23 protein-coding genes are annotated in these 25,146 nt (G+C 50.3%); 18 read left to right on the top strand and 5 right to left on the bottom strand.

Features of this window, described 5'->3' with window-relative positions:
- Positions 1-2: 2 nt before the first annotated feature.
- The 6 genes from lolA to ACYX4J_RS11535 all read left to right on the top strand — a co-directional run bounded on the left by lolA (position 3) and on the right by ACYX4J_RS11535 (position 5,494).
- Positions 3-614 carry an outer membrane lipoprotein periplasmic chaperone LolA gene (gene lolA, locus ACYX4J_RS11560; protein WP_476176647.1) on the top strand — a complete coding sequence of 204 codons (612 nt, stop codon included), beginning with the start codon at positions 3-5 and terminating at the stop codon, positions 612-614.
- Positions 607-1,950 (top strand): replication-associated recombination protein A, encoded by a 1,344-nt coding sequence (locus ACYX4J_RS11555; RefSeq protein ID WP_444917329.1) that lies wholly within the window; start codon positions 607-609, stop codon positions 1,948-1,950. Before lolA ends, ACYX4J_RS11555 begins: the two co-directional genes overlap by 8 nt.
- A 23-nt stretch (positions 1,951-1,973) precedes the next feature.
- The gene (gene crcB, locus ACYX4J_RS11550; RefSeq protein ID WP_282933067.1) at positions 1,974-2,348 is read left to right on the top strand and encodes a fluoride efflux transporter CrcB; all 375 of its coding nucleotides are present in this window, start codon (positions 1,974-1,976) and stop codon (positions 2,346-2,348) included.
- A gap of 47 nt (positions 2,349-2,395) precedes the next feature.
- Complete coding sequence (gene serS, locus ACYX4J_RS11545; RefSeq protein ID WP_282933066.1) at positions 2,396-3,679, top strand: serine--tRNA ligase; 1,284 nt, start codon at positions 2,396-2,398, stop codon at positions 3,677-3,679.
- A gap of 92 nt (positions 3,680-3,771) precedes the next feature.
- Positions 3,772-5,166, top strand: a complete 1,395-nt coding sequence (cysG, locus tag ACYX4J_RS11540) for a siroheme synthase CysG (RefSeq protein ID WP_445354045.1) — start codon at positions 3,772-3,774, stop codon at positions 5,164-5,166.
- Positions 5,167-5,230: 64 nt separating this feature from the next.
- Positions 5,231-5,494, top strand: coding sequence for a hypothetical protein (locus ACYX4J_RS11535; protein WP_444908100.1), 264 nt, complete (start codon positions 5,231-5,233; stop codon positions 5,492-5,494).
- Positions 5,495-5,516: 22 nt separating this feature from the next.
- On the opposite strand, the gene ACYX4J_RS11530 is transcribed toward ACYX4J_RS11535, so the two are convergent.
- A complete protein-coding gene (locus ACYX4J_RS11530) occupies positions 5,517-7,844 on the bottom strand; it encodes a penicillin acylase family protein (RefSeq protein ID WP_476176646.1) in 2,328 nt (775 codons plus the stop codon).
- A gap of 325 nt (positions 7,845-8,169) precedes the next feature.
- On the opposite strand from ACYX4J_RS11530, the gene ACYX4J_RS11525 reads away from it, so the two are divergent.
- From ACYX4J_RS11525 to ACYX4J_RS11505, 5 genes are all read left to right on the top strand, one after another.
- Positions 8,170-10,719, top strand: coding sequence for a TonB-dependent receptor (locus tag ACYX4J_RS11525; RefSeq protein WP_444913971.1), 2,550 nt, complete (start codon positions 8,170-8,172; stop codon positions 10,717-10,719).
- Positions 10,720-10,835: 116 nt separating this feature from the next.
- Positions 10,836-11,270: an IS200/IS605 family transposase gene (gene tnpA / locus ACYX4J_RS11520; RefSeq protein ID WP_476176645.1), complete on the top strand. Its 435-nt coding sequence runs from the start codon at positions 10,836-10,838 to the stop codon at positions 11,268-11,270.
- A 416-nt stretch (positions 11,271-11,686) separates the two neighbouring features.
- Positions 11,687-12,991, top strand: coding sequence for an ergothioneine biosynthesis protein EgtB (gene egtB / locus ACYX4J_RS11515; RefSeq protein ID WP_476176644.1), 1,305 nt, complete (start codon positions 11,687-11,689; stop codon positions 12,989-12,991).
- A 2-nt stretch (positions 12,992-12,993) separates the two neighbouring features.
- A complete protein-coding gene (gene egtD, locus ACYX4J_RS11510; RefSeq protein WP_476176643.1) occupies positions 12,994-13,962 on the top strand; it encodes an L-histidine N(alpha)-methyltransferase in 969 nt (322 codons plus the stop codon).
- Positions 13,963-13,990: 28 nt separating this feature from the next.
- Positions 13,991-14,440, top strand: a complete 450-nt coding sequence (locus tag ACYX4J_RS11505; RefSeq protein ID WP_445356313.1) for a DUF411 domain-containing protein — start codon at positions 13,991-13,993, stop codon at positions 14,438-14,440.
- A gap of 9 nt (positions 14,441-14,449) precedes the next feature.
- On the opposite strand, the gene ACYX4J_RS11500 is transcribed toward ACYX4J_RS11505, so the two are convergent.
- Positions 14,450-15,697, bottom strand: coding sequence for an ArsB/NhaD family transporter (locus ACYX4J_RS11500; protein WP_445354050.1), 1,248 nt, complete (start codon positions 15,695-15,697; stop codon positions 14,450-14,452).
- A gap of 77 nt (positions 15,698-15,774) precedes the next feature.
- On the opposite strand from ACYX4J_RS11500, the gene ACYX4J_RS11495 reads away from it, so the two are divergent.
- Both ACYX4J_RS11495 and ACYX4J_RS11490 read left to right on the top strand, forming a co-directional pair.
- On the top strand, positions 15,775-17,028 hold the full coding sequence (locus ACYX4J_RS11495; protein ID WP_445354051.1) for an MFS transporter: 1,254 nt from the start codon (positions 15,775-15,777) through the stop codon (positions 17,026-17,028).
- Between the two features lie 34 nt (positions 17,029-17,062).
- Positions 17,063-18,055 (top strand): hydrolase, encoded by a 993-nt coding sequence (locus ACYX4J_RS11490; protein ID WP_476176642.1) that lies wholly within the window; start codon positions 17,063-17,065, stop codon positions 18,053-18,055.
- 25 nt (positions 18,056-18,080) lie between these two features.
- On the opposite strand, the gene ACYX4J_RS11485 is transcribed toward ACYX4J_RS11490, so the two are convergent.
- A complete protein-coding gene (locus ACYX4J_RS11485; RefSeq protein ID WP_444913969.1) occupies positions 18,081-19,127 on the bottom strand; it encodes a methyltransferase domain-containing protein in 1,047 nt (348 codons plus the stop codon).
- Between the two features lie 403 nt (positions 19,128-19,530).
- Here ACYX4J_RS11485 and ACYX4J_RS11480 point away from each other — a divergent pair, with 403 nt between their 5' ends.
- Entirely contained in the window at positions 19,531-20,148 is a 618-nt protein-coding gene (locus ACYX4J_RS11480; RefSeq protein ID WP_282933052.1) for an RNA polymerase factor sigma-70, read from the top strand.
- 2 nt (positions 20,149-20,150) lie between these two features.
- On the top strand, positions 20,151-20,354 hold the full coding sequence (locus ACYX4J_RS11475) for a zf-HC2 domain-containing protein (RefSeq protein ID WP_282933051.1): 204 nt from the start codon (positions 20,151-20,153) through the stop codon (positions 20,352-20,354).
- 39 nt (positions 20,355-20,393) lie between these two features.
- Here ACYX4J_RS11475 and ACYX4J_RS11470 read toward each other — a convergent pair whose 3' ends face one another.
- Together ACYX4J_RS11470 and ACYX4J_RS11465 are read right to left on the bottom strand one after the other, a co-directional pair.
- Positions 20,394-20,882: a hypothetical protein gene (locus tag ACYX4J_RS11470; protein ID WP_413662207.1), complete on the bottom strand. Its 489-nt coding sequence runs from the start codon at positions 20,880-20,882 to the stop codon at positions 20,394-20,396.
- Positions 20,879-21,811, bottom strand: coding sequence for a DUF2092 domain-containing protein (locus ACYX4J_RS11465; protein ID WP_476176641.1), 933 nt, complete (start codon positions 21,809-21,811; stop codon positions 20,879-20,881). Before ACYX4J_RS11465 ends, ACYX4J_RS11470 begins: the two co-directional genes overlap by 4 nt.
- A gap of 222 nt (positions 21,812-22,033) precedes the next feature.
- Between ACYX4J_RS11465 and ACYX4J_RS11460 the strand changes: the two genes are divergently transcribed.
- The 3 genes from ACYX4J_RS11460 to ACYX4J_RS11450 all read left to right on the top strand — a co-directional run bounded on the left by ACYX4J_RS11460 (position 22,034) and on the right by ACYX4J_RS11450 (position 25,137).
- Positions 22,034-22,426, top strand: a complete 393-nt coding sequence (locus ACYX4J_RS11460) for a hypothetical protein (protein WP_476176640.1) — start codon at positions 22,034-22,036, stop codon at positions 22,424-22,426.
- Positions 22,427-22,510: 84 nt separating this feature from the next.
- On the top strand, positions 22,511-23,881 hold the full coding sequence (locus tag ACYX4J_RS11455; protein ID WP_476176639.1) for a TolC family protein: 1,371 nt from the start codon (positions 22,511-22,513) through the stop codon (positions 23,879-23,881).
- 14 nt (positions 23,882-23,895) lie between these two features.
- Positions 23,896-25,137: an efflux RND transporter periplasmic adaptor subunit gene (locus tag ACYX4J_RS11450; RefSeq protein ID WP_445358229.1), complete on the top strand. Its 1,242-nt coding sequence runs from the start codon at positions 23,896-23,898 to the stop codon at positions 25,135-25,137.
- Positions 25,138-25,146 lie beyond the last annotated feature (9 nt).

The following is a 25,146-nucleotide window of genomic DNA, read 5'->3' as shown; positions in this document are numbered from 1 at the left end:
CTATGAAAAGAATTCTGCAGGGTCTGCTGCTTTCAATCAGTGTTACCGTCAGCGCGGCCTGGGCTGATGCTACAGATGACCTGAGCGATTTACTCAAGCCGCTGGAGGCGATTTCGGGTAATTTCAAACAGACATTGATCGACGAGCGTGGCGAGGTCACACAAAAGAGCAATGGTAGCTTTTCTGTGCAGCGCCCGGGCAAATTGCGCTGGAAAACCGGTGAGCCTTATCCCCAGTTACTGGTGACAAACAACAAGACGCTCTGGCTGTACGATCCGGACCTGGAGCAGGTGACAGTTCGCCCGGTGGATGCCCGTATAAAAGATACTCCAGCCCTATTACTGGGGGGCAAAGTAGAGGAAATTCGGGGCTCGTTTAATGTGAGCCAGAAAGAAGGGGTTTATCACCTGACCCCCAAGAACCCCTCGGCCCCTTTTAAAGCGATGGAAATTCGATTTGCCAAAAATGGCTTGCCGTCGGCAATGACCGTGCGCGATGGTATGGGACAAACCACTGAAATTCAGTTCAGTGGTATGGAGGCGAATCCAAAACTATCCGCTTCTATATTTGATTTTAAGCCCCCGGCCGGTACTGACATTATTAAAGATGAGTGATCTGTTCGATACTCCCAAAACCCACCAGCCCCTCGCGGCCCGTATGCGGCCGAATTCCCTGGCCCACTATGTGGGCCAGTCGCATTTATTGGGGGAGGGCAAACCTCTGCGGGAGGCCGTAGAGCGCGGCCAACTGCACTCTATGATTTTGTGGGGCCCACCCGGTGTGGGTAAAACCACTTTTGCGCGGTTGCTAGCTGAAGAGTGCGATGCTCGATTTGCCACACTGTCTGCGGTACTCGCCGGAGTGAAAGATATTCGACAGGCGGTGGCCGAAGCTGAACAGCACCGGATACAGTCGGGCCGACACACTATTTTATTTGTCGATGAAGTGCATCGATTTAATAAGGCTCAGCAGGATGCCTTCCTTCCCTACGTGGAGGAGGGCACTGTGACTTTTGTCGGGGCGACTACAGAGAACCCGGCTTTTGAGTTGAACAATGCGCTCCTGTCCCGGTGTCGGGTCTATCTTTTGCGCAGTATTCCCGAAGAGGAGTTGTTGGGGTTGCTGCGCTACGCCCTGCAAACCGACCTGCAGTTGCGCGAGCGGAGCGTCAACATTCCCGAGGAAGTGTTGGGCAAGATTGCCCGGGCTGCCGATGGGGATGCCCGCAGTGCACTGAACTTGCTGGAAGTGGCCTGCGACCTGGCCAAAGAGGAGGCCGGGCGACTGATTGTCGATGAAGACGTGCTCGCCGAGGTGCTCAGTGCCGATGTTCGCCGTTTTGATAAAGGCGGCGATTATTTTTACGATCAAATTTCCGCCATGCATAAATCAGTGCGGGGGTCTGACCCGGATGCGGCGCTCTACTGGTTTGTGCGGATGTTGGATGGAGGCTGCGACCCGTTATATATCGCTCGCCGTGTCGTGCGTATGGCCAGCGAAGATATCGGCAATGCGGACCCGAGGGCTTTGCAATTGTCACTGAATGCCTGGGATGTGCAGGAACGACTGGGGAGCCCCGAGGGCGAGCTGGCAATTGCCCAAGCCATTACTTACCTGGCGGTTGCGGCAAAAAGCAATGCGGTTTACTCCGCTTACAATCGTGCCGTGGCGGATGTTCGTCGCGAGCCCAGTTATGAAGTGCCAGTGCATTTGCGCAATGCCCCTACCAAACTGGCAAAAAGCCTGTCCCACGGTGCGGAGTATCGCTACGCCCACGACGAACCCGATGCTTTTGCTGCGGGAGAGAATTACTTCCCCGAAGAGATTGCCGAGCGCGAGTACTACCAGCCGGTTCCCCGAGGGCTGGAGTTAAAAATTTCAGAAAAATTGCAGACTCTGCGCCGACTAAATCGCGAGAGTGACAGGCAGCGTTACAGAAACTCTAAATAGATAGATAGAAAGGAAGCAGCTAAATGCAGTGGCTGGCAGTCGCCCTGGGCGGCGCACTTGGGGCAGTTCTTCGCCACCTGGTGAGTATCTGGAGCTTTCCGGTATTTGAGGGTCGGTTTCCGCTAGGAACCATCATTGTCAATTTAACAGGCTCTTTTTTGATCGGTATTGTTTATGTACTGATCGCTCACCGCGCCATGTTGGGGGAGGAATGGCGTCTACTGTTGATGACCGGCATGTTTGGCGCACTGACAACCTTTTCCACTTTCTCCCTCGAAAGCCTGATACTGTGGCACAATGGCCAGCCGCTGGTGGCCCTTGGCTATATTGTTGGCAGCCTTGTTGGTTGTTTGTTGGCCACCGCTGCTGCTGTCGCTTTGGCGACACGGTATTTTTAATTTAACTTCTCTGTTGTAGGAGCCTGATAACAGGCGAACTGGAAACGATGCTCGATCCCAAACTGATTCGCACGGATATGGACCAGGTGGCCGCTGCCCTGAAAAAGCGCGGTGTAGAACTGGATACTGCCAAACTTGAAGCCCTTGAAGAACGCCGCAAAGAATTGCAGGTGCGCACCGAGAGTTTGCAAAACGAGCGCAATAGCAAGTCGAAAAATATCGGCCGTGCCAAGGCGAATGGTGAAGATATTGCCCCGCTTTTGAAAGAAGTGGAGTCCCTCGGAGGTGAGTTGCAAGATGCCAAACATGCACTGACAGAATTGCAGGGAGAGCTGGATGCAATCTTGTCTGCGATTCCCAACTTGCCGGATGCCTCAGTGCCTGAAGGCGAGAGTGAAGACGATAATGTAGAAGTTCGCCGCTGGGGCCAGCCGCGTACTTTTGACTTTGAAGTTAAAGACCACGTAGACCTGGGCACACACCTTGGTGGCCTTGACTTCGAGATGGCAGTGAAGCTAACCGGCTCCCGCTTTGCGGTAATGAGTGGTGATGTTGCGCGTCTGCATCGCGCGTTGGCACAGTTTATGCTGGATACTCACACCGAAGAGCATGGTTACCAGGAAACCAATGTGCCGGTTGTTGTGAATGCTGATTCCCTGTACGGCACTTCCCAGCTGCCTAAATTTGAGGAAGACCTGTTTAAGCTCGAGGATGATCGTGGTTTCTACCTGATCCCGACTGCGGAAGTGCCCCTCACCAATATGTATCGCGATCATATTGTTGAAGACAGTGCTAGCCTGCCGCATAAATTGGTTGCTCACACTACCTGCTTCCGCTCTGAAGCTGGCTCTCACGGCCGCGACACTCGTGGCATGATTCGCCAGCACCAGTTTGAAAAGGTAGAACTGGTTTGGGTGGCGCGCCCGGATCAGTCTGAAGAGGCACTGGAAACCCTGACGCAAAATGCGGAGACCATTTTGCAGAAGCTGAACCTGCCATACCGCACAGTGATTCTCTGCGGTGGCGATATCGGTTTCTCTGCTCGAAAGACATACGATATTGAAGTTTGGATTCCGTCCCAGGATAAGTACCGCGAGATATCCTCTTGCTCCCTGGTAGGTGACTTCCAGGCGCGCCGAATGAAGGCACGTTGGCGCAACCCGGAAACCAATAAGCCCGAATTGGTGCATACACTGAATGGCTCCGGCCTTGCCGTGGGTCGTACCCTCATCGCTGTTCTGGAAAATTACCAGCGCGAGGATGGCAGTATTGAGGTGCCGGAAGTATTGCGGCCCTATATGCGAGGCCAGGAAGTGATCTCAGCTTCCTGAGCGTAGCACTCCAAAAGGGCGAGCGTAGAGTTCGCCCTTTTTTGTTTGTAGTAATGAGTTTCACTTTGCCCGCTATTTGATGGAATAAGAAGTTGCGTTATTTACCCCTCGCATTTGATGTCAAAGATCATCCCTGTTTGATTGTTGGAGGCGGCTCCATTGCCACCCGTAAAGCTCGCTTATTGCACAAAGCGGGTGCACGGATATTGGTGGTATCCCCGGAAATTACCGATGAGCTTCAGCAAATGGTGACTGATTCTGGTGGGGAATGGTTTCAATCAGTTTATTCGAGCGAGTATTTACAGAAAGCGGGGCTGGTCGTTGCTGCATCTGATAGTGAGTCCGTGAATGCACAGGTTTCAGCCGATGCCCAGGCTCAGCGCCTACCTGTCAATGCGGTGGACGCGCCAGAGTTGTGCACGTTTACTTTCCCAGCCATTGTGGAGCGGGGAGATCTATCGATCGGCATCAGCAGTGGTGGCGCGGCTCCAGTACTGGCGCGCAGAATCAGGGCTCAGCTCGAAGCCCTGCTATCGCCGGGGCTGGGACCGCTGGTAACTTTGGCGGCAGGGATGCGCGATAGGGTTAAGGCAGCGCTTCCAGAGTCTCGGCGCAAGAATTTTTGGGAGTGGGTTTTTGCCGGCCCCGTTGCCAACCGCATGGAGGCCGGGCAACCAGCAGATGCCGAGCAGGCGCTGGTGGATGCGCTTCAAGACTGGCAGGGGAGCCCGAATCCGGTGGGTGAGGTTTACCTGGTAGGTGGAGGTCCGGGAGATCCAGACCTGCTGACTTTTCGCGCACTGCGCTTGATGCAGCAGGCGGATGTGGTGCTCTACGATCGGCTGGTTTCACCGGAAGTGATGGAGTTGGTGCGCCGGGATGCAGAGCGGATCTATGTGGGTAAGCGCAAGGCTTTCCACGCGGTGCCACAGGACGATATCAATCAGCTGTTGGTAGATTTGGCCAGCCAAGGTAAAAAAGTTTTGCGACTTAAGGGAGGCGATCCCTTTATTTTTGGTCGAGGCGGTGAGGAAATAGACAAGTTGTCAGAGGCGGGGATTCCCTTTCAGGTAGTGCCGGGAATCACTGCGGCCTCTGGTTGCGCCAGTTACGCTGGTATCCCACTGACTCACCGGGATCACGCTCAATCTGTGCGCTTTATTACCGGGCACCTGAAAGAGGGTGAGTTGGACCTCCCTTGGCAAGAACTTGCGGGCCCAGCACAAACCCTGGTTTTCTATATGGGGCTTACGGGGTTACAAACCATTTGTGCTGAATTGATTAAACACGGGCTCGATGCGAATACGCCGGCGGCCTTGGTTGAAAAGGGCACTACGCGAGACCAGCGAGTAGTTGTCGGTGACTTGAGCAGCTTGCCGGCCCTTGCTGAAAACAGTGAAGTTCGAGCGCCAACACTCACCATCATTGGTGGGGTAGTGAGCTTGCATGAAAAGCTTCAGTGGTATCAGCCAAATCGAGAAGATTAAGGCAGGGACCCAATGACGCCGAGAGTACCTATACTGAAAAGGTACTCTCAGAGTGGTGTTCAATATGCTGCTTGCATTTATTCGCTTTTATTGCACCAATGCTGTGCGCTTTTTTCTCCCACCGGTCCGTGAAATAGCAATTCCTGCACAGCTAGACAGTCACACCCGGCGCTACACCTACCACTACCAGCAAAAGAAGAGTTGGGTGAGAAACCTCTGGATTACATCGGCGGCACTGATGTTGTGCTTTCCAGTGCTGCCTTTCGTTGTGAGTCTTGCCTTCTTCACCACGTTTCTGTCTTTTGCAATTCTCGATGAGACTGCCTGACTTTAGCGTCCCTGCGGTACCTCTAATTTAACGTGAGTCGGTGGCGAGGCTCGCGTTCAATAAATGATGAAGTGTTTCCCTTCACCCAATCCTGATGGCCGTTGCCGAAAAATGGTGAGAGTGGATGAGCACTCTGACCTGTGGCCATATGGAAAATACCGTCTGCATCCCGGCCCGGTGAAACCACTAAGCGCTGGGATGCGCCATGAGTGGGAGACTGGAAGCGGGGCATATGGGTATCTCCAGCGAGAGGCTCCGCAGGCATTGCCAGGAACCAGTTCAGGGGTGGTATTGCTTTGCCCAGTGGATGCTGGATCTTTGCCGTATTTTCAGCACCCCAGGATTGACGCTTAAGGGGTTGATTGCTGCGATTCATTTTTTCCAGTACTTGATCCAGAGCGGCGAGCTTTATCGCCTTCCAGGATTCAAAATCCGGGTTGAGAAGCTGTTTTGGCTCTTGCTGAGCCATTTCCCAAAGTGGGTATTCAAATTGGCGCTTGAGTTGGCCGAAAGAAAACTTGGGCTGATAGCGGCGCATGTAAGTCAAAATGGGCGCTGTCGTAAGCTCCATCAACTTCAGGCGATAGTTGCGAACGATGCGATAGCCCACGGAGTCGATGGCGGCTCGGCCTCCCCAATTTTGAATCTGTATATATACCTCGCGGTAGTCTTGCTGATCTTCAAGTAAGGTGAGGAGGTGTTGCTGCCACCGCTCGAGAAAAACTGCCTGATCGTCGAGCTGGATATTTAAAAGGTCCTGCTCATTGAATTTTTCTTGAGCGAAAAGCCGTTCGCGAATTTGTTGCTGACGTGCGCCGAGCGCATAGCCGTGGTTGCCCATGAGTTTGAGATAGTCCCCATCAACGATACGAGCGTTGGCACTCCAGATTCGGCCGGACTCCGGGTTATACAGGCGGGGGTGCTCCTGGGGGCTTAAATAGCCGTCCCAATAGGCACTACCATCTGCCCAGCTGATTGATCGACTGCCATCAAACCCGACTCGCTTGGGAATAGCGCCAGCCACAGTCCAACCAATATTGCCGTTACTATCGCCAACCACTAGGTTCTGATGAGGGATGCCTATGGTGGGGCCAAGCTCCAGAGCTTCTTCGGCGGTGCGAACAACTTCCATATCAATCAAGTTCATATTGCCGCCCAGAGTGTCGTGAGCAACCCAGCGGAATGCGAGAGGAACGCCATCGTGGTTTGTACCGATAACGGGACCCCAGATAGTTGTGCGAACTTCTATGGTTTTTGGGTCGCTGCCTTTGACGGCGATAGATTCTGTTTCATAGGCAAAATTCCTCCAGCCTTCAGGCGTTTTATATTGATTGCCGTCTTCGCTGAGTTCCAGTGGAATCAGGTCACTCCAGTCGCCACCGGTGTTGGTAAATCCCCAGGCAACTAATTCGTTGCTTCCGGCAACCATAATTGGGCCGCCTGGAAGGGTTACGCCACGAACAAATCGGTTGGTGCCTGGTATGCTCCAGCCTGCTCGGAACCAGATATTGGGAACACTCAGCCCGAGGTGCATATCGTTGGCAAGAATGGCTCCACCGTGCGCTGTTAAATTACCGCCGACCACCCAGTTATTACTGCCGTAAATCTTGTCATCACTCTCCATCGCCTGATAAACGATAGTGTCCTGTTCATCTAAAAGTGCAGAAATCGGTGTTTCTGGGAGGCTGACCTTTTCTCGTGCTTCTCCAAATAGTGGTGCGTCCCACCGCCCGCCTTGGGGAAAATAGAAAGCGTAGAGATCTGCTGGAAGCAATTCGGCTAAAGCGGTGTCGCGAAGTTCATAACTACCGCGTTCACTTTGTAGCGTCAGGTACATGCTGTAGATAGTTAACAGGCTGTCGGCAGAATTCCAGGGGCGCGGTTCCTGACCCAATAACAAATACTCCCAGGGTTTTGCGGGAAGCTGGTTGAGGCCAAAATTAATACCGTTGATATATTGATCCAGAAGGGCCTTTTGTTCCGCCGGCATCGCAGCAATGTTTCGCTCTGCTCGCTGGCGAAATTGATGCAAACGTACCTTTTGATCGTGTTTTATAGTGGACGCGCCCAGTAATTCTGATAATTCCCCGGCAGAACTTCTCCGCAACAGATCCATTTGGAAAAAACGTTCCTGCGCGTGTAAAAAGCCCAATGCGAAGGCCGAACTGTTTCGGTTTTCAGAATGAATTAATGGCACTCCCTGTGAATCGCGCTCGATAACAACTGGGTCTTTTAATTTACCCGTGGTAATGGTTCCATCGAGAATAGGCAAGCTCTGTCGGAGCCAGATCCAGGAGCCAATTAAAAATATAATTATCAAACCCAATAGGCTGATAATTAGTGCTGTCATATACCGCTTGAGAAATGGAAATGTTGTCATTGTGGTGGCCGCAAAATCTCTGAGTTAATGTCGGTAGCACTTTATTGTGCAATTTTAATTTCACTCGCAAAGTTACTAAGCGATACAAGGAGTAACTTTTAGTGACAAAACCCAAGCTTTAAATTATAGGATTTTCCTGTCATTCGCTGCTATTTCTCGAAGAACTGACTGGTCACAAGAAAAAAGTCATCGCAGGGTTTTCAATATGAAAACGCAACCGTAAGATGGCGTGCAATAACAAAAACAACAATAAATCGAAAACATCAGGCTGTATAACAATAAACGCGAGGACGCGATGATGCACGATGTTGGTAGAGATGTAACAAACCGTAGATTCAATCTTTCCATTCTTTCTGGAACCATTGCTTTCCTCACCGCTGTCGGCTCTCACGTTCACGCTGCGGAAATTGAGGAGGTTGTCGTTACTGCGCAGAAGCGAGCGGAAAACCTACAGGACGTACCTATCGCGATTTCCGCCTTCACCGGGGAAAATATAAAAGAAGCCGGTGTCAAAAATTTGACTGACTTGGGGAAATATACGCCGGGCGTGGAAATGCACAATGATACCGCCCTGCAGCCAACGTACAGTATTCGCGGCGTGCAAACTAATGACTGGACCATAGGCTCTGATCCAGCTGTGGCGGTCTATGTGGATGGGGTTTATACCGGCCGCAGTGCAGGTGCCGAGATACCGCTGACCGATATTGAGAGGGTTGAAGTCCTAAAAGGGCCTCAGGGTACACTATTCGGTCGCAATGCCACCGGAGGTGCGATCCATATTATTACCACCAAACCGCAGGCGGATGACTCTACGGAATTAAATCTAACTGCCGGTAATTATGGGCGCCAGTCGTCGGATCTTTTGGTTAATCGCCAGATTAGTGACAACCTATATGGCCGTTTTTCGGCGTCGACAAATCGTCGCGATCCATTTGCCGATAATTTAGCAAATGGATTCTCTGTAGGGGATCAGGATACTCAGACCTACCGCGCCTCTGTGTTGTGGGAGCCGGCGACGGATACCGAGGTGCTGTGGCGCGCCAATTACGGGATTATGGATCAAGGCAGCGCTTTGCGAACAACCATAGTGCCCAGCCTTAAAGATGAAACGGATGTTTTTGGCGACTACGCCCTGGATACCCCGACTATTGAGGATCGTGATTCCTTCGGCACATCACTGACAATTACCAAAGATTTCGATAATTTCACTTTTACTTCGATTACTGCCTACAGCGAATTCGATGCCCACCTGCAGCAGGATGAGGATGGTACCGCCAACCCGGACTATATGTTTGGGTCAGCTAATACTGATGATCAAAGCCAGTTCTCTCAAGAGTTCCGACTCAATGGTGCTACAGATACTATCAAATGGACTCTGGGAGCTTCTTACTCCGAAGAAGAGGTGGATCACACCACTTATGCCAATTTCACTACCGGATCGGTGGAATCCTTCGCCGTCTATGAAGGGGTAAAGGCTGCCTATCCGGACCTGACCCAAACCGAGCAAGAGGACTTAGCGGTTATCACCCGTGCGCAGCTGCAGCAGGCGGGGTTGGAGGGAATTGCCAGCGCTTCCTTTGTCTATGACCTAATGCTGCAAACAGGCCAGGTGGATGCGTTACTCGCTCAGTTAGGGGCCACTGGTATAACCGGCGATATGCTCTATGCGGAAGATGTAGTCGGACAGATGATGGCGGGCTTCAATCCCTGGATAGCCTCGGATGCACATTGGGGGGAGAGCGTTCGCAACACAGGTGATTACCGTTCCAGTGCTATTTACGGCGACATGACCTGGAGCCTTACCGATAAGATGGACCTGACTGTCGGTGCTCGTTATACCTACGATCAAAAAGATTTCACCATCCAGACGGCTTATGGCAACAGTATTCCTCTGTCACTATCCGGCGGAGATGTGCGCTTGGTTGACGGAGATGGCAACGTAATCGGCACTGTAACCCTGCCTGAGGTCGATTTGGGGTCCCAGTTGTTTGGTATTGTGTTTTTCAACAATGGCCAGCCGGTTTTGGACTCCAAATTGAGTGATAGCTGGAGCGACCTTTCCGGTCGTATAGTGCTGGATTACCGCTGGAATGACGATGTGATGACCTATGTCTCCCTGGCGGATGGTTTTAAAGCTGGTGGATTCAATAGCCTTAACTTTGGTCCCGGGGTTGAGTCGTCTTTCGATCAGGAAGATGTTGTTAACCTGGAGGTTGGTCTTAAGAGCAGCCTGTTCGACAACCGAGTACGCTTGAATACCTCTATTTACACCTACGAATACAACAATTTGCAGGAGTTGGATCTGGTGGGTACTCCTATTCCCAGTTATAACCTGCGGAATTCGGATGCGGAGGGCACTGGGGCGGAGATCGAAGTGCAGTGGGCAGTAACAGAGAGCTTGTTTATTGCCGGTAATTACTCCTACCTGGATACAGAGTTTACTGACTATCAGATCATCGAAGCCATTGGTGAGACTGAAGAGGACTCGAAAGTAGGCCAGTCTCGGGTATCAACGCCAGAGAATAAATTCAACCTAATGGCTGAATACACAGTGGACCTTGCATCTGGCGGGGAGTTTATTTTCCGTGGCGATTACAACTGGACAGATGAGCGAATTGGTTCGATTACTGATCGGACACGTATCGTGGAAGACTATCAGTTGTTCAACCTGCGGGCAGCCTGGAACAGCCCTTCAGATAGTTATTCTTTAGCGCTCTGGATACAAAATTTGACGGATGAAGAAATCGCTGGCGGCTATGGTGGTACTGGTGCAGCCATTGGTGCCAGCCCCGCTTGGCGCTTTATGCCGAGAATGTACGGTGCGGATTTAACTGTCCGATTTTAATTAATACATGGGTAAACCACCGCCTCTGGCGGTGAGACTTGACAAGGCTCTGCCGTTCCGGCGTGCAGAGTAAAAATATGGCCTCCATGAACCGGCAAGTTCTTTAAGGAGGCCATATGCGAGATTGGCAGTGCCAAGCTCACGTGAAACATTATTGCAGGTACCATGTGGTATTTGTGCCCAAGTATCGAAAGAAAGCGTTATTTGGGGCATTGAGACGTGAGATTGGAGCAATATTCCGAGACTTGTGTCGTCAAAAAGGCATTGAGTTGGTCGAGGGGTACGCAATGAGGGATCACATTCATATGTTGTTAATGATTCCTCCCAGGTTAAGTGTTTCCAATACGGTTGGGTTTCTGAAAGGGAAATCTGCGATCCCGATATTTCGGAAGTACAAGCATGTACAGAGAAATTTCACAGGAAGACATTTTTGGGCTCGGGGCTACTGCGTGAGTACAGTAGGGCTTGATGAGCAGATGATTCGAGAGTACATCAAGAATCAAGAGGTTGAAGAACGCCGGCAAGAGCAGATGCAATTGGCGGGATTGTAACAAGCCCCCTCTGGGGGCTTTCACCATACCACCCGCTATGCGGGTGGTTGCTGATTAACCCATGGGTTAATACGGCACAGGGATGTGCTGTTGTCGACCTTGGGAGGGCATTTAAAGGCCACAGGGGCATTGTGGGATTATTTAGAGTCCCTTATTCCGGCAGTAGCCCATAAAAAACGTTTAGATTGAGAAAATTGCGTCTAAATTTTGAAAGAAATATTACATAAAACAATTTTTGCTCTATTTTATTAAGTTATTCCTGTCAGCATGACGAGAGAGTGGGCCGGTTTATCCGGCCCTTTTTTTTATTGACCCTTCAAGTGAAAAATAAACTGGCGCATATACCCTTCTGTTGAATAGCTAGCCTCTAGGTTTACACCTAAAACTGCGTATGATGATTTTAATAGAGAAGAAATGTGTCGCAGTTGATTACTAATATGGCAATACACGTCGGTGAAGTAACTTTAGAGGAAGTACAACATCAACTTCTCAGTGATTACCAGAAAGTTCGTGCAGAGACAGAGAACCTCGCATTGCCGCTATCCCCGGAGGATATGCAGCTACAGTCTATGCCGGATGCCAGTCCTACCAAATGGCACCTAGCACATACGAGCTGGTTCTTTGAGACCTTTATCCTTGCCAACCGGTTGCGGGGATATCAAACGTTTAACCCACACTTCAACCACCTGTTCAACTCTTACTACAACAGTTTGGGTACCCCCTTTGCACGCCCTAACAGGGGGCTAATTTCGCGTCCGGATAGTGCCCAGGTTTATGAATATCGAAAGTTTATCGATGACTCCATGCACCGGTTGCTCAGTGAGTACCCGATTCCTGAAAATTTGGCCGCGTTGGTCCAGCTGGGGTTGAATCATGAGCAGCAGCACCAGGAATTGATATTGACCGATATCAAGCATGCGCTGTCAACTAATCCCATGGCACCAGCTTACCGGGATATGTTTCCTGAAGATGAAGACGGGGCACTGGAACCACTGCGTTGGTTGAGCATACCCAAGGACTTCTATGGGATTGGGAGTAATGGCGATGCTTTCTGCTTTGATAATGAAGGGCCTGAGCATCAGCAGTTTATCGATGACTTTGTTATTGCCTCCCGACTGGTTACTAATGGGGAGTACCTTGAATTTATAGAGGATGGTGGCTATGAACAGCATCGTCTGTGGCTTTCGGATGGTTGGCTGCATTTGCAGAAAAATCAGCAAAAGCACCCATCCTATTGGCGGCTGAACAGTGATGGTTGGCATCAGTACTCCCTCTATGGGTTGCTACCCTTAAATCCAGCTGAGCCTGTCTGTCATCTTTCTTTTTATGAGGCAGATGCTTTCGCAACCTGGGCTGGAAAACGATTGCCTACCGAATTTGAGTGGGAGGCAGCTGCTTGCCATTTACGCCAGCCGAACCAGATGGCATCAGCTAATTTCCTGGAGAAACGTCACTTCAGGCCATTGCAGGCGCAGCGGGGACAAACGCAGTTCTTAGGGGATTTGTGGGAGTGGACTTCCAGCGCTTACTTACCTTATCGGGGCTTCAGAGCCCGGGAGGATGCAGTAGGGGAGTACAACGGAAAGTTTATGTGTAACCAAAAGGTTCTTCGCGGTGGATCTTTTGCAACCCCGGCTGACCATATCCGGATCAGTTACCGCAACTTCTTTTATCCACACCAGTCGTGGCAATTTACCGGTATCCGTTTGGCAGGAGACTAAATGTGAAAGCAGCCGTATCATCGATGCAGGAAAGTTCACAACAAGACCATGAATTTCTCAATGATGTGTTACGGGGGTTGGCCGGAGATCAGAAAACACTACCGTGTAAATACCTATACGACGAACTTGGTTCTCAGTTATTCGAGAAAATATGTGATGCAGACGATTATTATTTAACCCGTACTGAGGCTAAGATATTCAATCAGTATCTACCGGATATTGCTGAAGAAATTGGCCCAGGGGCGCTACTGGTGGAGCCTGGTGCAGGCAACTGCGAAAAAGTAGAGGGCCTATTGCATCTTTTAAAAAACCCTAGCGGATACTATCCCATCGATATTTCCCCGGAGATTCTCTATTTGGCGGGGCAACGAATTAAAAAAGGCTTACCTCATATTTCTATCTGGCCGGAAGTGGGTGACTTTACTCAAGCCGAAGTATGGGACAATCTGTCAAATATTGAGTCAAAAAAGCGTGTGGTGTTTTTTCCTGGTTCGACAATTGGAAACTTTGAGCCGGATAGGGCGGAGCAGTTGCTGGAGACGTTTGCGGCGAATTTGAGAGCGGGAGACGGCCTGCTTATCGGAACTGATTTAGTTAAAGATTCCGTTGTACTGGAGAGGGCGTATCACGATAGTGAGCATATTACGGAGCAGTTTAACAAGAACCTCCTGCAACGAATTAACAGTGAGTTGGGAGGCAACTTTGATTTGTCATCTTTCTCTCATCGCGCTTTCTATCAGCCATTGCGAAAACGCGTAGAAATGCATTTAGTTAGCCTCCGGGATCAAAGCGTCGCAATCGCTGGGGAAGAAATCGTCTTTTCGGAAGGGGAGACTATTCATACCGAGAATAGCCATAAATATAAAGTGAGTAGTTTTAATACCCTGTTGATGAAAGGCGGCTTTAAGCCTGTTCGCCACTGGACTGATTCCTCTGAATCTTATGCTATTCACTATGCCCAGGCTATCTAGGGAGGTTTTAGCTCTCCTTCTCTCACTGGTGATATTGGCCGTACCAGCAAGTTTTGCTGGTACGGAGGAAAAAAAACAGTGGGATGCCGATAGTTTTATTGTGTATAAACACCCGCTTTGCTTTTGTTGTAACAAGTGGGTGGATTATCTACGGGGTAACGACATTGCTGTATCTACCAGTTCTGAGCTGAATATGGCCAAAATTCGGCAGCAATGGGGTGTTCCTCGGGGGATGGAGGGTTGCCATACGGCGGTGTGGCACAACAAATATGTTTTTGAAGGCCATGTTCCCGTCAAACATATCCTGCAATTTATTTCCTCTCCTCCAGAGGATGGAATCGGTCTGTTAGTACCTGGGATGCCAGTTGGCAGCCCAGGAATGGAAGTGGATGGAAAGTTTGAACCTTACAATATTTATCTGCTGCTGGAAGGGGGAGACTATCGCCCCTTTGTCCGAGTCGAGAAGCCCCAGAGTTAGCTCTTTTTTTTAGGTCTGTAGCGAGCTGTACCAAATAATATAGAGATAACTCGCTGCCACACTGATAACACTTACCGGCAACATCAATAAAAAGAACTGCCAGAAGTTAAATGGTTGCACACCAAATTTTTCCGCCTGCTGCAGCACTATTACATTGCTGGCTGCGCTGATGATAAATAGGTTACCGGCAACTGTAGATATGGCTGATAGCATCATAAGTGTTTGAGTGTCGTGTTCATGTAGAAGATTCAGGTAGATTTCCACTACGGGAACATTGGAAAACAGTTGGCTGGCAAAAAAACTGACAAAAGTTACGGTTTCAGGTTCAGCCAGATTAATCCCGCTCTCGTGCAGAAAAAACTGTAGTGATCCGGACTTGAGTAGTGAGCCGGTCACAATAAACATGGAAATAAAGAAAAAGAGAGTGGGCCAGTCTACTTCTCTCAGTATTCTTCTTCTTTCATGACTCGCCAGATAAATGGGTGAGCAGGCGACCAAGCCTATTTGACCCAAGGTTGGGTGGTAAATACCTTCTACGTTATGAAGTACACTGCCTAATGCAATTAGAATTACCAGAAGGGCTGCCGACAATAGAGGTGGCCATTTTTGTGCTATCTCATTGTCCTCTCGAGGCTGAATGCCTACATTGTGACTGGGTTCGTCAACTTTAAGAAACCTTTTTAACCAAAGAATCGACAGCAGCATGGTGATGGCTGCCGGGATAAAGATCCACTCGGCAAATACCAGAAACATATTGTCAAACTGCCCTGCGTTGGCAATCAAGATATTTTGTGGGTTGCCGACTGGGGAGATCATGCTGCCGATCGTTACGGTGGCGCAAAGTAAAATAAGTAGGGGTACAACACCCCATTTCATATCCCTAGCCATCAATAGAGCGATGGGTACACCAATCACTGCTGCAGCATCATTGGTGAGAAGGGCGGCACAGACGGCCATGATCAGGACATAGCTTGCCAGTATGGTATTGGGGTTTTTACGGGAGAGTATTCGCCTGCTGATTTGTGCTGAAATCCCTGTGTCGTATAGAGCGGATGCAATCGAAAATACAGAGAATAAGTAGAGGATTAAATCCCAATCCACAGCAAAGAATGCGTCTTTAAGTGTGATTTGCCTCAAGGCCAAAAGTGCTACTGCGCCAAGGGTCATGATGTGCCAGATACGAACGGCAGACGGTAGCCATTGGCGCACGGCTATTAGGATAAAGATGATTGCCGAGACGGTTAAGCTGATAGACATCTATCGTTATCCGAGTGTCGCTAGTCCCAACTGCTACTCTGGTTTTCAGCGTTGCTATTTTTCTGAGGCTCTATCCAGTGCAGCAGAGTGCCAACAAGGCCATTCATAAGAGTTTAAACAAACCTCTTCTCTTTACGAATTTCTTTGCTGGAGATGTGGTTGCGGGTTTGGGACCATACCTGGCGATTTACCTGCTCTCAGCCATGCACTGGAAGCCGGGAGATATTGGGGTTGTCCTGGCAATTGGCGGGGTAACCACTGTACTGCTGCAGACACCTGCTGGCGCATTTATCGATAGTACTCGCTTTAAGAGAGGACTTATTGCCACTTGCGGGATCATTATCGGTATTGTTTCTATCACTATTGTGGAATTTACCAGCCACAAGCCATTGATTTATCTCTCCCAGGTTTTGATGGGAGGCGCAATTGCCTTCGTGGCTCCCTCTATTGCGGCAATCACACTCGGCGTTACCAGCGATGAAAACTTTACCTATCAAACCAGTGCCAACCAGGCCTCCAATCATGCGGGCAATGTCTTTGCTGCTGGGCTTGCAGCGATTCTCGCCCTGACTATTTCCGGGCAGGGGGTGTTCTGGTTGATGGCGGTTATGGGTGCCCTTATGGCGATCTCGGTAGCCTTTATTCCGGGAAAATCTATCGATCATATCCGTGCTCGGGGCGGAGAGCACAAGGACGTAGAGGGCAAAGCGCAGCCGTCAGGCTTCAAGTCACTGTTGTCTGACCGGCGCCTGGTCGCTTTGGCTGTCAGCGTGTTTCTATTCCACTTTGGCAATGCTGCGATGTTGCCCTTGGTGAGTCAGAAACTGTCGATTAACTCGAATGCTGATATAGCTATTGCCTTTACGTCAGCTTGTATCATCGCCGCCCAGTTTATGATGATGCTGATGTCCTTTCTGTGTGCGGCCAAAGCGGATACCTGGGGGCGCAAGCTAATCTTCCTTATCGGTTTTTTTATCAATCCGGTACGGGCGCTGTTGTTTATGTCTACGGACAATCCGTACTTCCTGGTAGCAATTCAATCCCTGGATGGCGTGGCTAATGGTATATTTGGCGTCATTATTATTTTAATGTGTGCCGACCTGACACGTGGTACGGGCCGTTTCAATGTTACTCAGGGCGCTATGGCTGCCTTGGTGGGAATTGGTTCGGCATGTAGTAATTTTTCTGCGGAATATATTGTTCAGTATTTTGGCTATGGCGTTGCTTTTCTTACTTTGGGAGCTATTGCTCTGATCGCCGGTACATTTTTTCTGATTTTTGTCCCAGAAACGAAAGGGGCAACAATCCCTAAATCATCAGCAGGAAACTGATAGCCCCGGTTGTTTCGACTATTGATAGAAATCTATGGTTAATTCTTTTTCTCCAGCCCCAGGCCTTGGCAATCGACATATTCAGACCGTATTCAGTCGTTTTCACCGCGCCACCCCCTGGATTGAGACAGATTGCCGCTGGTACGAAACCCCTGATGGCGATCGCCTTTCTTTGCATTTTCCCAGGCCGCTACGCAATGATCTCGATTATCCTCTGGTACTGATACTTCACGGTTTGGGAGGTTCGGTAGAGTCGCCCTATGTGCAGGGGCTGATGGAAACTCTTCTGGCATACCATTACCAGGTCGCTGTAATGCATTTTCGAGGTTGTGGTGGTGTGCCTAACAAGTTGCCGAGGGCCTATCACAGTGGTGACACTGAGGACCCCCGCTGGTTGATTAATGTTCTTAAGAAGCAGTTTCCCCTAACTACAATTGCTGTGGTTGGTTTCTCATTGGGCGGGAATGTTGTTCTTAAAATGTTGGGTGAGGATGGTGGCTGCGGACAAGTAGCCGCTGGGATTGCAGTTTCAGCTCCAATGGATCTCCATGCCTGTAGTCGCTATATCAATACTGGTATATCCCACCTATATGAACGTCATATGATCAGCGGGCTTCGTTTGAGCCTGCTTCATAAGGCGAAAGACCCACAGTTGGCTGCGGCCTTACCCGATCTCAATTGCAGTGGGGACTTTGTCGATTTCAGGCATTTCGACAGTGCTTTCACTGCGCCGTTACATGGTTTTCGTGATGTGGATGAGTATTACACCCAGGCATCCAGTAAGCCTTTACTCAAAGATATTCGCACGCCGACTTTGATTATCAACGCCGTTGATGATCCTTTTATTTGTCCATCAGCGATACCTGTAACCAGCGAAGTCAGTTCTGCTGTCGATTTGGCGGTGAGTGATCGAGGGGGGCATGTAGGGTTTATAGAAGGGACGGTATGGAGCCCCAGTTATTGGCTGGAGAAAAAAATACCCTACTTTTTGGGGGCAGTCGTTGGGTTTCCAAAGGGAGCCCGTTAGGGGGCTCCCATTTCCAGGCTCAGGGTTAACAGCACTGGGTACTCGATTGATCCGCTTCGGGAGTGTCGCTGGCAAATGGCATTTCCTTGCCGCAGCCGGGAAACAGGCCAAAGTGCCGCGAAAAATCGCCAATAAACTCGAAGTGGGGTGCGAGACGGGTCTCTGCGAGCATTCTCCAAGTATTACCGCACACAGGGAATACTCGTCCGGTCTCAATAATGTGGTGTCCATCGAGAACGAATTGATCGGCAGAGCCCGGTAGTGTGCCTTTATAAATCACTGCTTGGCCGTAATCCTCACAGTCTTTTTCCAGTTGCGCTAATTTGAACAAGCGATAAGTGGCGGAAAAAAATCGAATTGAACCACAGCGCTGGGCCAGGGTTGGGTTGGTGATAAGTAATGGCCGGCTCTCCACCAGGCGTGGATCGCGGAAGCCGCTGCCCTGAGCAATTTCCAGAAAGTCATTCCAGTAGAGTGCGCCCCCAAGACACTCGCCAAACAGCTCGGGGTCAGAGCTAATTGCGGGGGGAATACGACGGTCGGCATAGACATCGGAGAAGTAAAATTCTCCCCCTTGTTTCAGCAGCCGGAACAAGCCTTTGAGTACAGCATCTTTGTCTGTGGAGAGGTTAACCACACAATTGGAAATGATCACATCAAAGCTTTCAGGCTCTAATTCCAGTTCCTCCAGCTTTTCAATGTAGCCGTGCAGGAAGCGGACATTGTCATAGCCAAACTTGTCGGCGTGATGGGCTTGGTGCTGCCTGGCCACAGCCAACTGCTCTTCCGTCATATCGACACCTACTACTTCACCTTTTGGACCTACCAACTGGGAGAGCAAGTAAATATCCCGGCCTGAGCCACAGCCAAGATCCAGTACCCGGCAGCCTTCCAAAAGTGGAGGGCAGACAAGTCCGCAGCCGTAATAGCGGGATAGGACATCGGGATGAATATTGGACAGCAATGGTTTTAGCCACTCTGGCATATCGCTGGGATCACAACAGGCATTGGTCTTCAGGTCTGAAGAGTTCTTTAGTTGGCGTCCGTAGTAGTCCTGTACTAAATCGTGCATTGGCTCTTTACCTATTGCGGGGGTTAACCAAAAAGGCGCAGTTGCGCCGGTATTGGCGCTCTTTGTAATTTTGTTGAGGAAGTGTAACAAGTCTGCGGTTCCCGCGACTAAAAACCAGAGGAATCACGGAAGAGTTGAGGAGTTAGAGGTTCTTCTGGCCAAAGGTTTCCGCTTTCGAAACTGATGCAGAGCTCTATACTGGCATGATATTTCGCTCATTCTGGCTCAAGATGCGGGGTAAAGCAGAAAAGTCTCAATTGGCACAAAAATACCAGCATGATGCACTAGATATTTCAGAATCAGCAAAATTGCCTTTTGGCGCCAGTGGGAATTGGTTTGTAGAGAATCGCATTATTTTCGTTAATATCGACTCTCTCCGCTTCGATATTATGAGGGAACGTAATTGAGCGATCACCTAGCTCCCAGTGCTTCGACAGAGTCCGCCGAGGATTCCTTACAGAATTCGCAGTTCCTGGTGGATTTGCGCCAGCAGATGCTGCGTTTTGCCAGTTTGCAGTTGCAGGATACACAGCTGGCTGAGGATGCTGTTCAGGAAGCATTGATGGGTGCCCTAAAGAACTCGCGAAGCTTTTCCGGTCGCTCGGCTTTGAAGACCTGGGTCTTCGCCATTCTCAAGAACAAGATTGCCGACATATTGCGACAGAGACAGCGCTTCGTAGATGCGGATCAATTGGTTCGTGGGGATAGGGAAGAATATGATCACGATGAGCTGTTTGATCAGACGGGGCACTGGCAGAAGGATGAAAAGCCCAAACGCTGGGCTGATCCTGAGTCGGCAATTCACGATAAGCATTTCTGGCGAATCTTCGAGGCCTGTCTCAGCCATCTTCCCTCGCGCCAAGCGCAGATCTTTATGATGAGGGAATTTATTGAGCTGGAAAGCCATGAGATCTGTGCTGCCATGGAGATTACCGTTAGCAACTTAAATGTCACATTGCACAGGGCGCGCCTTCGCTTGCGCGAGTGTCTGGAAGATAACTGGTTTGGTGTGGAGAAGTGACAATGATGAAGACCTGCCGGGAAGCCACGAGGCTGATGTCTGAGTCCCAGGAGAGGGACCTGCTCATTTCCGAGAAGGCGAGCCTGAAGTTACATCTGGCGGTTTGCACACCTTGCCGCAATTTCGGCAAGCAGATGAAGACCCTCAGGCATATCACCAAATCCTATGCTCAGGGTGGCCCCGAGAAAGCTGACAACGAAAAATAGCATTTCGCACTTGGGGCCACTTATCCAATATTGGCGTTCCTAGCGGGGAGGGCGAACCGGGCGGTAGGCGATATGGCCACCGACAAAGTGCGGTTCATACCAGTAGGACCCGCAGTGCTCATAGGTAACGTTACCAACAGTTACTGCAACACAGCTGCGAGGCAACGTATATAACCACCCGCCGACACCTACGGCTGCTGCCGTACCCCAAAATGCTGGTCCCGGGTAGGGCCAGTAGTGGGGGCGCCAAGGGGGCGGTGGGTAGGGTGGATGATGGGGGTGAAATGGGGGGTGATTGGGAAAGCGCCTTGCAAACTCCCCCGGGGCATAGCCACCGTGGAAGCCTCCACCCATCGGACGCATCCCATTAAAATGTCCCCCAATATTGAAATGAGCCCCACCACCACCAAACCGACCAAAGGCTTCGGCTGAGGGACTGGCCAATGCAGTCAGTAGTGCCCCCGTGACCAGGGCAGGCACAACCAGTTGTGCAAGGAAACCCGTCTTTTGACCGTTGCGATGCATCATGGTGTGGCCTCCTTATTGGGTTCCGCCTTCTTAAACTGGATCTGCTTGAGCTTGTCGGTGGAAGGGGTAAATTGCCCGGCGGCACCAGGTTTGGCTTCCATCCATTTCAAGGTGGCAATAAAGCGCGGCTTGGCGGGGTCGCGGGTATTCACTGTTGAAATACGCAGGGGCAGGGGCTTGTCACCAGCCTTGATCCAGATTTCCCAGTCCAGGTTTTCAGAGCGAAATGCCCAGTGCTCGGTTTTTTGGCCGTCAACCATAGGCCGGTTTACCAGAAAGCCTTCTTTGATACCGGACCAAACATTTTCCTTCCTTCCCCATTCGAGGAGGTCGGCAAAAGGAATCTCAATGCCGTAATCCTTGGCGGCTTTGGTCAAAACTTCCGCTGTAGGCTGGGGTGCTTCCATTTCTGCGAAATAACCATCGCGGGGAGCAATCACGGTGAACTTGTCGCCATTGTGAATAAATTGACGGGTAATAGAATCTGTTTTCAGGTCTACACGCAGTTGCTTTGGTGGCATTGCCATATATTTGACGGTACCGCCAATCAGGAGCTTTTCCTGATTTTCCAGAACGACCTCAGTGAATATATCGGCGTTAAACATCATCATTTTGAGGCTGGCGAGGTAGTCACCCATTCGTTTCAAGGTTGCCATCGCCTTGGGGTCTAGGGGCTCGTTTGATTCCATGGCCCCCATTTGGCCTTGAGGAGGTTTGCCTTGCTGCATTTGCCCTGGTGGCTGGGGGGGATTGCTGTCATCGTTCGATTGAGTGGGGTGCCCTGGTGGCGGGGTTTGGCCTTGGGAGCCAGTGCTATCGGGTTGCGGGGGTGGAGTCGGGTTTTGAGCGACAATCGCAGGGGCTAATGCCACCGTCGCTGCAAGAATCAGCGCCCTAGCCAAGCCACCAAAGGGTTGAAAAGCAAGCATTTACCGGTACCTCCCAATACATAGCCATAGTTGTGGCATCTGAATCAGTGTAGAGGAGATCCTTCGCGCCTGCTGTTGCGTAAAAACGAGTATTGAAACGAGACTGGCTATCCAGAATTGCTGGTCAATAAGCTGTTGTTTTACAAAACTTTTGCCGTATTCAATTGAGGCTCTGGGTTATGTTTGCTAGAGTCGGTCCAATATTGATACTAGCCTGCTCCTATGAATGTGGTTCGTCTGTCATTTTTACTGATTGCGCTGCTGATTTTCCAGACAGCTGGCGCCTTCTATGACAGTCATGATGAGCTAGAAGATATCACCATCCACTTCTCTTCAAATCATATTGATCAACTCCCGGGGGTAGCACCTACTGACGAGCCTGATGGGGGTTCCGTCACTTTCTCGCTGCCTTCCTCCGGTGAAGGGCAATCTACACCAACGTTGGATTTCTGTAATCACTGCTGCCATTGTCACGGAATTAATGCAACCGGGCTTTTGGGGCAGTCTTATCAACCTCTTCTTCGGGGCACTATCAGTTACAGTGACACAATCAGTGCAGCTGTGCCCTCAGGTTATTTTTCTCCACTTTTACGCCCACCTATAACCCAAGCCTGATTAGTTAAATACTGCGTGTGCCGCTATAGAAGTATGTAGCTTTTGCTCGCACACGATGATCGAGTTGTGACTTGGGAGAATTCCATGGATTTTTTTTCCACGCTCTCGCTGAGCGTGATTGGTCGTACATCCTTTAGATTTTTGTTGACGACCGCTCTACTTATATCTGCGCAAGCTACCTCTGCGCAGAGGGGAGAAGTATTGACGCTGCCAGAGGCAATACAGAAAACTCTGGCACAAAATCCCCAGATTGCAGTTTTTCCACTCCAGCAATGGGCATTGGATGGTGCTGAGTTCACAGCCGGCCTACGTCCTGCATGGGATTTTGGTTTCGAAGCTGAGTATGCGGTATACGGAGATGATGGTTCATCAAGCTCAAGCTCAAGCTCAGGCTCCCCCGGTCGGCCCGGTCCGCCAAGTGACGACGATGATGATGATGACAAGGAACTTGAGCTGACTGCTTCTTTGTCATCAGTTATTGAGTTGGGGGGCAAACGCCAGGCTCGAATCGATGTTGTCAATGCTCAGCGGGACCTCTTAATTGCCGATGAGCAAGCGACAGCACTGGATGTCTTGGCCGAGGTGGTTCGTGGTTATGCGCAAGTACTCGCTGCCGCAGAATTACTGATTCTGGAAAAAGAGAAGGTCTCGCTGGCGCAAGAAGCGTTGGACGCTGTAACTACAAGGGTCAATGCTGCTGCGTCCCCCATAGCTGAACGCATGCGGGCTGAGTCTGCACTGGCGAATGCCATTTTGGCCGCCGAGGCACAGGAGCGAATGCTGAGCTACTACAAGTACGCACTATCCGCGCTGTGGGGGCAACCTACCCAGGACTTTGCAGTTGACTCCAGCGTGCTCTTCCGATTTGAGCCAAATGCCAGCTTTGATGTTCTGTACGAGCGAGCTCAGGAAAACCCTTCTATTGCCCGTTTTGCCTCTGAAGAGCGCTTGCGCGCATCTCACCTGCATCTGACACAAGCGAAGTCGATACCTGATATTGGTTGGTATGCAGGCTATCGGAACGACAAAGAAGATGATGAGAATGCTGTCGTTGTTGGCTTTAACGTGCCGCTTTTAACCGGGCGACGTAATCGGGGTAAAGAGATTTCTGCAATGGCTGAGCTGGAACAGGTTCAGTTGGATAGAGAGGCGGCATTGCTAAAGCTCTATCCCCAGCTTTTCTTGGCGGTAACGAGCCGTGAACAAGCGCTGGCCATTGTTGACGAAATGCAAAATACCGTTATTCCCACATTGCGCAAGGCGCTTTCTGAGGTTGACCGGGCCTATCGCCGGGGGCGCTATTCCTATGTTGAGTTGATCTCTGCCCGCGAGGAATTGCTCGATGCTGAGCGCTCGAGAATTGTGGCGGCACGCTCTGTTCATGTGTACGGAGCGGAAATTGAGAGATTAACTGCCCGGCCATTAGGTGTCGTGGCTGTCGAGAGCAGTAGATGAAGTTGAGTTTAAAAATGAGCAGATTAAATAGAACTTTAAAGCTAGCGATGCTGTTCCTAATCCTTTTGGTACCTCAAGGGTGGGTGGCAAATTTTAGTTATGCCAGTGGCTCCCACGGTGGAGAGCATCATCAAGAAGAAAGTAAAGGGCCACATGGGGGCCGCCTCTTAGAGCAGGGGGATCTTGTGGTTGAGCTGGCTCTGGTAGAGCGGAGTGGTAAGGCTGAGTTTCGCGTATGGATTCAGGAAGGCGGAAAAGCGCTAGACAATGCAGAATTGACCCTAACCCTGGTTCGACTTGGGGGCGAATCGCAACATATTGCCTTATACCGCGATACAAATATTGATTACTGGCGCAGCCAAGAACATCTGGCTGAACCCCATTCATTCGACATTGAGCTCTCTTTGATTCACAAGCGAGGCCGTGCCAAATGGCAGTTTGAATCACATGAAGGAAGAGTAAAGATAGATGAAAGTACGGCGGAAAAGGCCGGCATTAAAACTGCGATAGCCGCACCTGGTGTCATTCAAGAGCGTATTACCCTTTACGGTAAAACTACTATCGATCATCGCAGTCTCAGTCATGTTCGTGCTCGTTATCCAGGCACGGTTGTCACGATTGAGAAAGCGTTGGGGGATTCAATACAGAAAGGAGAAAAGCTGGCAACAATTGAGTCCAATGACAGCTTGCAGACTTATTCCTTGATAGCGCCTATCAGCGGTCAGATTATCGATAAACAGGCCAGTCGAGGGGAGTTTAGCGGTGATCGGGTATTGTTTACGATTGCGAACTACAAGCAAATATGGGCAGAGCTTCAAGTATTCCCCACTCGCCGGGGACAAATTGCTCGCGGGCAAAAAGTTTCTATTACCGCCGATGGGCTCTCATTTGATTCGACAATTGTCAGCTTGGCACCGGGGGGCAATGGCACGCCTTTCGCAATAGCCCGCGCGATGATTGAGAATCCAGAGGACATTTGGACAACAGACCTGATGGTTCAAGGAGATGTGGTCACCCATGAGAGTCCTGCGCCCTTAGTGGTGGAAAATCAAGCGCTACAACCCTTCCGCAATTGGACCGTTGTGTTTGTAAAAGTAGGGGATGCTTATGAGATTCGCCCACTGGAACTTGGGCGGACCGATGGCAGGGTTACAGAGGTATTAAGTGGACTCAACCCTGGAGACCGCTACGTCACTGAAAACAGTTACTTAATCAAGGCGGATATAGAGAAATCCGGCGCTGCTCACCACCATTAATTGAGGCCA

The sequence above is a fragment of the Microbulbifer sp. ABM4_008 genome (assembly GCF_056311705.1).
The sequence above is the reverse complement of the archived record's forward strand: the minus strand, read 5'-3'. Positions and strand labels throughout refer to the sequence as shown.